Source organism: Pseudoalteromonas sp., assembly GCF_036960685.1.
Taxonomy (GTDB): Bacteria; Pseudomonadota; Gammaproteobacteria; order Enterobacterales; family Alteromonadaceae; genus Pseudoalteromonas.
Genome location: NZ_JBALXK010000019.1, coordinates 24,500 through 37,611 on the forward strand (window position 1 = coordinate 24,500; position 13,112 = coordinate 37,611).

General features: G+C 41.3%; 11 protein-coding genes. 5 read left to right on the forward strand and 6 right to left on the reverse strand.

The features are described 5' to 3' along the window. The first annotated feature begins 83 nt into the window (after positions 1-83). From V7783_RS15130 to V7783_RS15145, 4 genes are all read left to right on the forward strand, one after another. A complete protein-coding gene (locus tag V7783_RS15130) occupies positions 84-902 on the forward strand; it encodes a class I SAM-dependent methyltransferase (protein WP_335679423.1) in 819 nt (272 codons plus the stop codon). A gap of 14 nt (positions 903-916) precedes the next feature. Continuing rightward, on the forward strand, positions 917-2,200 hold the full coding sequence (gene purD / locus V7783_RS15135) for a phosphoribosylamine--glycine ligase (protein ID WP_335679424.1): 1,284 nt from the start codon (positions 917-919) through the stop codon (positions 2,198-2,200). A 92-nt stretch (positions 2,201-2,292) separates the two neighbouring features. Next, the gene (locus V7783_RS15140) at positions 2,293-4,803 is read left to right on the forward strand and encodes an EAL domain-containing protein (protein WP_335679425.1); all 2,511 of its coding nucleotides are present in this window, start codon (positions 2,293-2,295) and stop codon (positions 4,801-4,803) included. 76 nt (positions 4,804-4,879) lie between these two features. Next, a complete protein-coding gene (locus tag V7783_RS15145) occupies positions 4,880-5,689 on the forward strand; it encodes a DUF2797 domain-containing protein (RefSeq protein ID WP_335679426.1) in 810 nt (269 codons plus the stop codon). On the opposite strand, the gene V7783_RS15150 is transcribed toward V7783_RS15145, so the two are convergent. Then, complete coding sequence (locus tag V7783_RS15150) at positions 5,668-8,184, reverse strand: EAL domain-containing protein (protein ID WP_335679427.1); 2,517 nt, start codon at positions 8,182-8,184, stop codon at positions 5,668-5,670. The two genes, V7783_RS15145 and V7783_RS15150, sit on opposite strands and share 22 nt — an antisense overlap. 81 nt (positions 8,185-8,265) lie before the next feature. Here V7783_RS15150 and V7783_RS15155 point away from each other — a divergent pair, with 81 nt between their 5' ends. Beyond that, on the forward strand, positions 8,266-8,556 hold the full coding sequence (locus V7783_RS15155) for a DUF4144 family protein (protein ID WP_335679428.1): 291 nt from the start codon (positions 8,266-8,268) through the stop codon (positions 8,554-8,556). On the opposite strand, the gene V7783_RS15160 is transcribed toward V7783_RS15155, so the two are convergent. From V7783_RS15160 to V7783_RS15180, 5 genes are all read right to left on the reverse strand, one after another. Continuing rightward, positions 8,539-9,459: a histone deacetylase family protein gene (locus V7783_RS15160; RefSeq protein WP_335679429.1), complete on the reverse strand. Its 921-nt coding sequence runs from the start codon at positions 9,457-9,459 to the stop codon at positions 8,539-8,541. The genes V7783_RS15155 and V7783_RS15160 overlap by 18 nt on opposite strands. A 99-nt stretch (positions 9,460-9,558) precedes the next feature. After that, the gene (locus V7783_RS15165) at positions 9,559-11,106 is read right to left on the reverse strand and encodes a serine hydrolase (RefSeq protein ID WP_335679430.1); all 1,548 of its coding nucleotides are present in this window, start codon (positions 11,104-11,106) and stop codon (positions 9,559-9,561) included. A gap of 20 nt (positions 11,107-11,126) precedes the next feature. Then, positions 11,127-11,627: a gamma-glutamylcyclotransferase family protein gene (locus tag V7783_RS15170; RefSeq protein ID WP_335679431.1), complete on the reverse strand. Its 501-nt coding sequence runs from the start codon at positions 11,625-11,627 to the stop codon at positions 11,127-11,129. Positions 11,628-11,675: 48 nt separating this feature from the next. Then, positions 11,676-12,299, reverse strand: a complete 624-nt coding sequence (locus V7783_RS15175) for a LysE family translocator (RefSeq protein WP_335679432.1) — start codon at positions 12,297-12,299, stop codon at positions 11,676-11,678. A gap of 3 nt (positions 12,300-12,302) precedes the next feature. Beyond that, positions 12,303-13,085 carry a hypothetical protein gene (locus tag V7783_RS15180; protein ID WP_335679433.1) on the reverse strand — a complete coding sequence of 261 codons (783 nt, stop codon included), beginning with the start codon at positions 13,083-13,085 and terminating at the stop codon, positions 12,303-12,305. Between the last annotated feature and the right edge of the window lie 27 nt (positions 13,086-13,112).

Here is a 13,112-nt window from a genome sequence, read left to right on the forward strand (position 1 = left end):
GTTAGCTCTTTTTGTTTGCACCAAATTCACGTATTCTGCTTATTCTATAACCGCTATAAAATTATAATGTGAAGGAACAGACGATGAAATTTGCACTAAAAACACTACTGGTTACTACCCTTGCTATGAGCTCAACGCTCGTACTTGCCCATGATCATGGCCAAAGTTCAGCCGTTGCTCAAGCCGTTAAAGCAAGTGAGAGAAACACGGAACGTGACCAATATCGCCACCCTGTTGAAACCCTCGAGTTTTTTGGCCTAAAGCCAACAATGACAGTGGTTGAGATTGCGCCAGGCGGCGGCTGGTACAGTGAAATTTTAGCGCCAGCACTGAAAGAGCAAGGCACCTATTATGCCGCACACTTTCCTGCTGATTCATCAGTTGGCTACTATCAACGTTCACTCGCTGGCTTTAAACAGAAAGTTGCCGAAGATGAGCGATTCAGTAAAGTAAAAATCACTGAATTTGCCCCTTCAACACATTTAGATATTGCACCTGCGGGCAGCGCAGACATGGTATTAACTTTCCGTAATGTACATAATTGGTACATGAGCAAAGATAAAGACGCCGCAGCGAATGCCTTTAAGTCTTTTTATAAAGCACTTAAGCCAGGTGGCACTTTAGGTGTGGTTGAGCATCGCCTACCTGAAGCGCAAGCTGATGAAATGCAAAAGTCATCAGGTTATATGAAGCAAAGCGTAGTAATCGAACTTGCTAAACAAGCAGGCTTTGAACTTGAAGCAAGCAGTGACATAAATGCAAACTCTCTTGATACAGCCGATCACCCTAAAGGGGTATGGACCCTTCCACCAAGCCTTAGACTTGGCGAGCAAGATGCCGCTAAATATAAAGCAATTGGTGAAAGCGACCGCATGACGCTGAAATTTAAAAAACCGCTTTAAATAGGATATTCGCCATGAATGTATTAGTCATTGGCAGCGGCGGCCGCGAACACGCACTTGCGTTTAAGGCCGCTCAAAACACTAAAGTTAACACTGTATTTGTAGCCCCAGGTAACGCAGGTACTGCACTTGAGCCAAAACTTGAGAATGTTGCCATTAACGTTGACGACCTCGACGGCCTACTTAACTTTGCCCAAAACAATAATGTAGAGCTAACGATTGTTGGCCCTGAAGTGCCGTTGGTACTTGGTGTGGTAGATAAATTCCGTGAACACGGTTTAGCTATCTTTGGCCCAACTGCTGGCGCTGCGCAGCTAGAAGGCTCAAAGTCGTTCACGAAAGACTTTTTAGCACGCCACGCAATTCCAACTGCTGATTACCAAACTTTTGAGCTAATTGCCCCTGCACTTGCGTACTTAAAAGAAAAAGGCGCGCCGATTGTTATAAAAGCAGACGGTTTAGCGGCGGGTAAAGGCGTTATTGTTGCCATGACCGAAGTTGAAGCTGAAGATGCTATTCGCGATATGTTGGCGGGTAACGCTTTTGGTGAAGCCGGTAGCCGAGTTGTAATTGAAGAGTTCTTAGAAGGTGAAGAAGCCTCATTTATCGTAATGGTAGATGGTAAGAACGTATTACCGTTTGCAACTAGCCAAGATCACAAACGTGCTTACAATGGCGATCAAGGTCCAAATACTGGCGGTATGGGTGCATACTCACCGGCCCCTGTAGTAACCGATGAAATCCATCAACGCATTATGAATGAAGTGATCTACCCAACGGTAGAAGGTATGGCAAGCGAAGGCCATCCATACACTGGGTTCTTGTATGCAGGTCTGATGATCGACAGCGACGGTACACCTAAAGTTATCGAGTATAACTGTCGTTTTGGCGACCCAGAAACACAACCTATGATGCTACGTCTGCAATCAGATTTGGTTGAGTTGATTGAGGCCGCTAATCGTGTTGAACTTGATAAAACCACCATTGAGTTTGACCCTCGTGCGGCTGTAGGTGTGGTACTGGCAGCGAAAGGCTACCCAGATAACTACCCGAAAGGCGATGCAATCAATGGCCTAAAAATAAGCTACCCAGAAGGCGAAAAAGTTTTCCACGCGGGAACTAAGCAAGATGGCGACAACGTAGTCACTGCTGGCGGTCGTGTATTATGTGCTACAGCACTTGGCAATACAGTTACCGAAGCACAACAACGAGCTTACAAACTAGTTGATGAAATTAGCTGGCAAGGCATGGAATATCGTACAGATATTGCCTATCGTGCCATTGCTCGGGAAAAATAGGTCCAACCAGTATTTATAAATAATAAGCGCAGTTTATCTGCGCTTTTTTAGTGCTACACTAAAGCGGTGATGGATAACCTATAAGTAATACTTTGGAACAGCAACCGTTTAAATATCATATAATTGCATTTTTAATTTTGAGCACATTAGTGTTCATTATTTATACCTTTGCCAATCATTTAGCCACGCCAACACGCTATACTATCGATAAAACAACGGCGATTTATCTCGATCAAGCCTATCGTATAGACCCTACAAAATCTTTAACATTAAGTTCATTTTTAAATGAGGCTGATGAGCTTATTCACGAACCCTTTAGCACTATTCCATGGCAGCTGGCGCCACAAGATTATTGGCTTTCAATGAAGTTAGATAATCGCTCAGCAGAAAAAAAAGAACTGTTCGCCCACTTCGATAATCCGATGATAGACTATTTAACTGTCTATCAACTAGATGACCAAGGCCACTTACTGCAGACTTTTAATTTAGGCGATCGACAAGAGCAACTTAGTTTATTTGAATATAGCGTGCCGCATATTGAGATAGCAATTGCAGCTAAAACTCAAAGTTACCTAGTTTTCAAAATTGATACTACGGGGATCAGTAAAACCCCTATAAATCTTTATGGTAAAGCTGAATTTAAAGATTTATTACGTGCGCAAGCAGCTATTTGGGGGATATTTGTCGGCGTACTGGTGATGGCTGCGCTATATAACCTCGTGCTGTATTACGGGATCCGCGATCGTGTTTATTTAATATACATCGGCTATATTATATCGGCATTAGTATTAATGGGCTCAGTGCTTGGCTTTGGCTTTTACTTGTGGCCATTAGCATTACAGAAACTATTTAATCATTATATAGTCGTGAGCAATTACGCTATTACCTTTTTTACGCTTGCCTTTTGCACCATGTTTTTACGCTACCATAAAGATAAATGCTGGCGATATAAAATGAGCATTGCACTCCTGTTTTTGATGTTTTGCTTAGCAATTGTCAGCTTTTTTATGGTGGAGTATATTTCTTCGCAGATTTTCTTTGCAGTCTTTGCGGTACTTTATTTTGTTTGTATTACGTTAATTTATAATAAATTACGCAGTGGTTTCCGGTGGGCTAAATTTTATGTAATTTCATGGATCCCCCTGATAATAGGCGCGGCGGTGCAACCCTTGGAGCTTACCGGGATCATCGAGTACAGCTTTACTACCCGCCATGCATTATTAGTGGCAATTTTATGTGAAGTGACATTAATGGCCATGGCATTGGCTGATCGTGTGCGCTACCAACGAGAAAAAGCGCTCTATCACGCCACTCATACCGAGCAAACTAAACTGTTAAATAGCGCCATGCTAAAACATGCATATATGACTTTGCAGCTAAGCCAACGACCTGCTAACTTATGTTTAATTAAAATCGGGCACTTTCAATCACTCAGCCAAATTTTAAATCATAGCCAAAGCAGTCAACTAGTAGTAAGCGTTGCTAAAGCTCTTGAACTACAGCTAAGTAAAGAACGAGAATTTATCAATTTAGAGAACGATTTAGATAAATGCCCACGCATCGCTGATTTAGGCGGTGGCGTACTGGCGTTTATTTCGGTAAAAACTCAAAGTACACAGACACTATATGACAGCTTATTAAAAATCCGCAAAACCTTACCCAAGCACTTTCCCGTGCAGGGTTTTGATCTACAGTTAAGTTACTCTATCGGCAGTTGCCCTTTGAAAAGTGGGATTGGCTTTGAGACTTGGTTACAAGACGGCTATTTTTCGCTAATTGAGCCTACAGCCTCCGCGCGCTCAAACGAGCCTGCAAAAGCGATACCTGCAACAATGAATATAAGCTTGGCGACGGCATTTCAAAATGCTTTAAAAGCGAACAAATTAACGATTTATCATCAGCCACAAATAAATTTACTCAATGGCAAAACAATTGGTAGTGAGGTGTTATTACGCTGGCCTAATGCGCCTTACGAGCAGATCAATATTGAGTCCTTAATTTTATTAGCTGAACGTACTGGGCTTATCAACGAACTAACCTTGTGGGTACTCGATAAGGCTTGCCAAGATATCGCTAAATTAAATCATGCAGGTTATACCGAGCATAAAGTGAGTATTAATTTTAGTGCTAAGAATCTGATGATTCATAATTTAATTGAAAAAATCGAAAACACCTTAATCAAACATAACGTACCTGCAAAGCAGCTTAAATTTGAATTAACTGAATCCGCTTTAATTAAAAACCAACAACAGATGATTAGCTTAGTAAATCAATTAACAGATCATGGTATTGAGGTAATTTTAGATGACTTTGGTACCGGTTATTCATCGCTAAATTGTTTTGTTAGCTATAATTTTTCAAGCTTAAAAATAGATAAATCATTTATCATCGATCTACCTAACCACAGCGCCAACAAGGTCATTGTTAAGGCTGCGATTGAAATGGCTCATAGTCTAGGTTTAAAAGTAACTGCCGAAGGCATAGAAAATGATGCAACACAGCGACTTTTAAAGGCCATGGGGGCAGACTACGGGCAAGGGTACTATTACTCCAAAGCCATCGCTGTAGATGATTATTTGCTCTGGTTAGCTGAAAATAAATAAGCTAATTAAGTAAAATTGCCACATGTTTAAGGATTACTGATAGAATCCCCTTTTTCACATCTTTAGGGGCGTAAAGATGCAAGGCACACTTAAAAAACTAAAATCATCACTAACACAACCAATTCAATATCATTTACCTGTGGGTGATGAGTTAGTCGATCTTAATGCCTATATTGGCAAACAACTAACGCTGACTTTTAATGGCGCTATTTTATGCTCTAATTGCGGTAAGAAAACTAAGAAAAGTTACTCACAGGGACATTGTTTTGTCTGTATGCGTAAGCTGGCAAGTTGTGATATGTGCATTATGAAGCCAGAAACCTGCCACTACGACCAAGGAACTTGCCGTGAGCCACAGTGGGGCGAAGAAAACTGCATGATCCCGCATTATGTCTATCTGGCTAACACATCGGGGCTTAAAGTCGGTATTACCCGCCATACGCAAATACCCACTCGTTGGATTGACCAAGGTGCTACTCAAGCGCTACCTATTTTTAAAGTACAAACCCGTTTGCAATCAGGTTTAGTGGAAGTGGCACTGGCACAGTTTATTGCCGATAAAACCAATTGGCGTAATATGCTCAAAGGCCAAAGTGAAGTGCTTGACTTAAAAGCTGCCGCCGCTGAGTTAATTCCACAAATTGCCGGTAAACTTAATGAACTGGCTGAGCTATTTGGCGCAACGGCCATTGAGCAACTAGATGAAGAGGTTGTTGATTTAGAGTTCCCTGTTACCGCCTACCCAACTAAAATTAGCTCTTTTAATTTTGATAAAGAGCCCGTTGTAAGTGGTATTTTAAACGGTATTAAAGGCCAGTACTTGATCTTTGATACTGGCGTGATCAACATTCGTAAATTTACCTCTTACGATATCACCGTAGGTTGATTTTGCAGCTGATAAAACTCTAACCATTGCCGCTGCGTTAACGGGCGGCAATAGTAATATCCCTGGATCACTTCACAGCCAATACTTAACAAGTGATTATATTGAGCAGGCTTTTCGACTCCTTCGGCAATAACTTGTAAATTTAAACTATTAGCCATCGCAACAATGGCTGCAACCACCTCACTATTGCCGTATTCATCAGGGATTTTAGCAATAAAGCTTGCATCTATTTTTAACGTATCTATAGGCAGTTTTGTCAGGTAGCTCAACGCAGAGTACCCGGTACCAAAATCATCAAGTGCAATGTGTACGTCCATTTTTTTAAGTTGCTGTAACTCTTTTTTAGCTTGGCTAAATGAACTAATAAAACTACTTTCAGTAAGCTCTATTTCCAAGCTGTGACCTGGCACGTTATAGCGTTTTAGCATCTGTGCAACACTACTCGATAAATTACCCTGGCTGAAATGACAAGCGGATATATTGACAGCCAAACGCCCAGCTTTAATTCCCTGTTGCTGCCATAGAGCCAGTTGCATACCAGCATTATTAAGTACCCAAAGATCGAGTTTTACAATCAAACCTAGTTCTTCTGCTAGAGGAATGAACTGCGCTGGTGAGATCACCCCAAGCGCCTGATCGTGCCAACGTAACAGCGCTTCTACCCCTTTAATTTTACTGGTTTTTAAACACTGTTTGGGTTGAAAGTACAATTCAAACTCATCATTTTCAAGGGCGTGCTGAAACCGACTCATCATCGCCAGCCGCTCTAATGAGCGTGCATTCATTGATGACTTAAATAACTGAAACGAATTACGCCCCGCTGCTTTTGAACGATACATAGCAATATCAGCATGCTTAAGCAGAGTTTCACTATCAAGTCCATCATCAGGGTAAACTGCTGCGCCAATTGATGCCGTAGCCCTCACATCAAACCCTTCAAGTTGAAATGGAGCGCTTAAATGACTTAAGACTTTATCTGCTAAGCTGATCACTCCTGCAATATCGTTAATTTCACATAACATCACAAATTCGTCGCCACCCAAGCGTGCTAACGTATCGTCTTCGCGCAAAACACTTTGTATTCGTTTAGCAACTAATTTTAGCAGCATATCACCGGCGCTGTGGCCTAAGCTGTCGTTAATTTCTTTAAAGCGGTCTAGATCAATAAACATCACCGCGAGCATGTCTTTACTGCGGTGCGCCGCGGCGAGTGCCATGCTTAATCTATCATTAAATAAACGTCGATTTGGCAACCCCGTTAATTCATCAAAATAAGCGAGTTGGACAATTTTCTCTTCTGCATTTTTACGCTCGGTAATGTCGCTAAAAATAGCGGCGTAGATAATGTCATCACTATTAGGCTCATGTATTTTGATAATGGTGAGCCACTCAACATACACTTCGCCATTTTTTTTGCGATTACAGATCTCCCCTTGCCATACTCCTTTCTCTGTAATGGATTGCCACATTCTTATATAGAAACTTTTACTGTGCTTACCTGAACTTAAAATGCGAGAGTGCTGACCAATGACCTCTTTTGCTTTATAACCAGTCAGTACTGTAAAAGCGGGATTCACTTGAATGATCACTCCATCTTGCTGGGTGATCATGATGCCATCCAATGATGCATCAATAATTTTATTAGCTAAGTAAAGATTACGCTGTGAATGCTGCAGCGCCATATCACGCTGCTCAAGTACTTTTTCAAGCTCACTGCAATACGCATTTTCTATTTCATTAATAAGGTGTTCTAGGGTAAGCACGCCTTTAATTTCTTGCTCGTCACTTACCACTAAATGACGCACATTGTTTTTTGACATTAACCGATAAGCATCGAACAAACTACTTTTAGAGTGTACTTGATACAAAGGACGGCTTGCTAATTGCCAACATGATATATCCCTATCAGGCGTAATGATCCGATGCAGCAAATCTCGCTGCGTAATAATGCCATGCTCATTGTGCTGCTGGTTATATACTAAGATGACGTATTCTGAACGCTCTCGCATCATTTTAACCGCTTCATTAAGAGGGCAATGACTTGGTACCACTAATACATCTTTATGGTATTGCTCTTTGATCGGTCTAAATTGCAGGTAATGATCAAGCCCCTGATTTCGTACGATATCACTAATACTAACAACACCGCACGGCAACTTATTTTCATCAACAACCAATAAGTGATGAACATTATATTGATGAAAAACAAGCGTAGCATCGCTCAGTAATTGTGAATATGAAATGCTTAAAACGGGGCTAGACATCACACTGTGTATCTCTAGATGCTTAATATTACGGTCGGTAAAATCGAGTTTAATGCAATCGGCTTCAGTCCAAATACCGCATATCTGCTGATCTTCTTGCACAAAAATAGCGCTGACATTATGCGCCCGCATTAACTTTACGGCGTCGATAAGTTGCGTGTATTTACTACATGAAAGTACTTTATCAGTAAATACATCACAAACTTTCTGGTAACGGCTACTTTTTGGCATTACAGCATCCCTAGCTTTACACGAACCAACAAGTATAATTAAGGCTACAAATGATAATTTGATTTAGGACAATAAATAAGCATGCCATACCCAAAAATCATTATTTATAATGAAGAAATAGAGCTTGCCACTCAGCCTAGTGACGTAGCTGACTTTTTATATGGGATGACTAAAGATACGCACGCGTATGTAACCGTGCTAGATAACGATGGCAGTTACCACACCCTTGATGGCGAGCCTTGCCAAGCACTGAGCAGTGCAGCATTGACTCAGTACGTTAAACAGTATTTAGCTAATGAGGGACACTGCTGTCTTAGCAAGCTAGAGCAACTCACTCCACAGCAAGCATTTAACTTACTGGTTATCGACTAACGCTTTGACATGGGCAATAGCACTACGACCAAGTGCTGAGAGTGCATACCCCCCCTCTAAGTAAGAGATTATACCTTTGCAGCCAAGTTTTTTACTCAGTTGCGCTAGCTGTTCAGTAAGCCAGGCGTAATCATCTTCAACAAACTTCAAACTTGCCATATCATCTTCAAGGTGTGCGTCGAACCCGGCACTGATAAACAATAACTCTGGTTTAAATTCGCTCAATTTTGGTAACCACTGCTGTAAGTAAACCTCTTTTAAATCATTACCATCGCTTGCTATAGGCATAGGCGAATTGACTAAAGTCTGATTATTTTCAACGGCGGTATTTGGGTAAAAAGGATGCTGAAACAACGAGCAAAACAACACGTTTTCATCATCGATAAAAATATCTTGAGTACCATTACCATGGTGTACATCAAAATCAACAATCGCAATGCGCTTTACTCCTTGGCTTTGTGCGTATTTTACTGCAATCGCTAAATTGTTAAACACGCAAAAACCGGCAGACGTTGAGCGATTAGCGTGATGCCCGGGAGGACGCACCGAGCAAAATGCGGCATCTAAATTATCAGCCAATATTTCATCAACCGCTAACACTCCAGCCCCTACTGCACGCTCAATAGCCAACAGTGAATCCGGACATAACCAAGTGTCACCATCAAGTGATGCTAAACCTTGCTCAGGTATGCTTTTTTCCACCAGCGCAACAAGGGCTTCATCATGGGCTAATAAGTAATGTTCGCGGGATGCCTTAGGTGCCTGCTTTTGCTGTACAGCAATATCTAACCCACTTGCTAACAAACGATCGGCAATCGCATCTAAGCGCTCAGGACACTCAGGATGATCATCAATCATTTTATGTTTACGACAAAAAGGGTGTGAAATAATCGCAGTACGCATACCAGCTCCAAAACTAATTTACGCGATAACTATAACAAAGCCACTAAACAGTGGCTTTGCGACTTTGGTTTACTATTGTAAATTCAATCGTAGTAAGCGTTACTTTTTAGCTTTGAGGGTCAAATTTCTAAAATCAAAGCTAAAATCGGTTACAGCTGTAGATACAGCCCGCATTTTTGCTTTGTTAACGCGATTTTTAGTGCTCATATCAAAAGTAATATAAGCATCGGCTTCAAGTAACTTTTCATCCCACTTAACAATGAAGGTATTGCCCGTGTAATGCTCTAATTGGCCTTTTAAGCGCTTAGTATGCGTAAAATCAATACGTAGCTTAGAATCAAGCTCTTCAATCACTACATCGCCATACCAATCATCATGTAAGGTGCCTGTGTAGCTGATGTTTGGTAGTTGTGGTTGGTAATCTGCAGGTGCTTCAGGTTTCGCATTTGCATGGGCTTTTTGCTTGCCTTCAAAATGCTTTTTAGCTAAGTCTTCAACCCAATCCTTATCTTCTAAATCGAGTGCATCTTCAAGTATTTCATAGGTTACTGCCGATAAAGCACTAAACGCTTGCTGATTACTCAGGATCACAATCCCTAAATTTTTCTCTGGCAATAACGTCACCTGCGACACCATACCTAAAATACCACCACCATGACCTAACTTTTTAATGCCATGGAAATCTTCAATACTCCAACCTAAACCATAACCTCTAAACTGTTGATGGTATGCGTCGTACGCACTTTTTGAAGCTAATGAAGTGATATGCGGGTGCCACATTTGCGCTTGTTGTTTTTCACTAAACAGCTGTTCACCATTTGGCATGGTGCCATGTGCTAACTGGGTACGTAACCATTGGCTCATATCGCTAACACTTGATGCTATGGCTCCAGCACCGCGGAAATCTTCTAAATAGTTCACAAAAAATGGGTGTAACTTACCATCCATCGGGATATGACCCGTTGCCCAGTTTTTATTACTTTTTGGAATACGTGAAAAGCCAGCACGTGAATTATCCATATGCAAAGGCTGAAGAATATTCTTCTCTATGTAATCGTTCCAGCTCATACCAGAGACACGCGCGACCACTTCACCTGCGGTGACAAACATTAGATTGTTATACGCGTATTTGCTGCGAAAGCTGCTAGCAGGTTTTAGATATTTTAGGCCTGCGAGAATATCCTCAATCGATTTATCGGTATCAGGCCAAATCATTAAATCACCTTGGCCAAGCCCTAAGCCACTACGATGACTTAGTAAATCACGAATAGTCAGTTCACGAGTTACATAAGGGTCATATAAGCGAAACTCAGGGAGATAATCAATCACTTTGTCATCCCAACTAATTTTGTCTTCATCGACTAATTTTGCTAATGCTGCAGCGGTAAAGGCTTTGGTATTCGATGCGATACCAAATAAAGTATCTTTATTTACTTTATTGCCGGTATCTAAATTACTAATACCAAAGCCTTTAGCCAAAATAACTTTATCGTTTTCAACAACGGCAACAGCCATACCTGGAACATCAAAACGTGCCATTGAGTTTTCAATGACTTGCTCAATCTGCTTAGTGTCGATAGCGGCGTAGCTATTAAATGCACAACCTGTTAATAATGCGCCAGCTACCGCTAATTTTGTTAACTTCATAACAATCCTTGGGGTTATTTTTAGTTTTTATTTTTATGTACAGCAAACTCAATGGCCGCACGGGCTATATCGCTATCTTGGCATGTTGGCCGAGATTTAATGGCATCACTGTACGCATTTGGTACGCCTGCTTCAAGTGCGCCGCGATAAACGTGCTGCATATACCAATCATAGGGCAAAATGTTTGCGTCTATCGTATTGGCAATATAACAATGCGCAGCTAATTCTTGCCCATCGAGCAGCGTAACCTGAATATCAACACAATCATAACGTGGCCCTTCAATGGCATCTAAAATTGTTTTTTCATCGTCATTAAGTTGATATACCACACCATACACGTGGGAATTTTCATTACCTGTAGGCCTTATATTGCCTTTTCCTGAGCCGTCGCTACTTACCATATCAAAGCTTAACTCATAACCTGATAATATTGCCGTCCCCATACGCCGCGCGTTTGGTAATCGTGCCAATAAACGACTAGATGACATATTTGAACCAAACGAAAAATTATAAACAGCCATACCCACCTACTTACTTTACTTATCCGAAACTCAAATTACTAATACGTTTTACACCACAATTCTTATTGCTAAGGCAATGAGGATAACGCCAATCCCACGGTCGAACCAATGACCACTTCTTTGAAAGAAACCGCGTACTTGTGGCTTTGATAACACTAAAGATAAAAACGAAAACCACAGCCAAGTTGCAACAGCCATATAAAGCCCATAGCCTGCTTGAATAATTAACGGTGTTGATTGGCTGATCACTAAGGTAAATAGTGACATAAAAAATAAGGTCGCTTTCGGGTTGAGGGCATTGGTTAAAAAACCACGACGAAAAGCAACCCAGCTTGATTCGCTAACCTTATTACCCGCCATCACTGGCTGCTCTGGGGTTGCTGGTTTGGCGCTTCGAAGTGCCTGTACACCTATATAAGCTAAATATGCGCCAGCTAAATACTTTAATGCCATAAACACATTAGGTGATTGAGTTAATAGTACCGCAACACCTAACAAGCAATAACTAACGTGGAGCAAAATTGCCATTCCAACCCCAAAGCTGGTCCACAATGCATTCGCTCGTCCTTGTTGAATACTCTGCTTAAGCACAATTGCAAAATCGGGGCCTGGGCTTGCTACAGCAAAAAAATGTGCCAGTGCAATTAATAAAAATTCATCTAAATAGGCCATTTATCACCCTGCTTTTTGCTCATCAAGTGCCAACAACAGCGGGTTAGCCGTATCACTAACCAACGCTTTAATTTCTTTTTGCGCCTTTTTAAATTGGCTACGCAAATGTGGTTTTAAATACTTTTTAGAACCTTGATGACCTTTAAAGTGACAAACCAAAGCATGCATAAATACGGTTTGCGTTTCACTCAGAGCTGCTTGCCTATTTGCATAGGGATTGTAACATGAGCCACAACCACCTTTAAACTGATACACAGTGTTGCTCATCATCACCCCAAAACCTAAAAAGCACGCTAATGCATCTGCCGCTTGTGGTAAAAACTCTTTTCCACCTGGCGGCAACACACCGACATGATGGATCATGATCGTTGCCAGCGTGCCAGCAAAGCTGGCCACTAAATCTTGTGGCTGGTTAATTTGATTAGGATTAAACGACACATTCACGTTATGACCTGGTGGCACAATTAATTGGCTTTGTTCACCACGTAAAGAGTTACTAAAGGCAAAATGTGGAAATACTTGCGGTTGGAGTTGTTGCGGCGCCACCAGCTTAATTGGCCATGCCTGTAAGCCTGCATAACCCACTACACGTTGAAACACTTTGCTCGCCATTTCCTCAATACTCGACACCGCATCAGGAAAACATTGATGGTTAGGCAATACTAATTGCGAGTGATTAATAAAGTAGTCACTGTCAAAATTTTCAACAGCCCACACAAAGGTATCGATCAGCCATTGCTGCTCTTGTTGTTCTAATAATGGTTTGCTTTTAAATAACGCTAACATAGTCTGCTCTTTTTACTTATACCAATG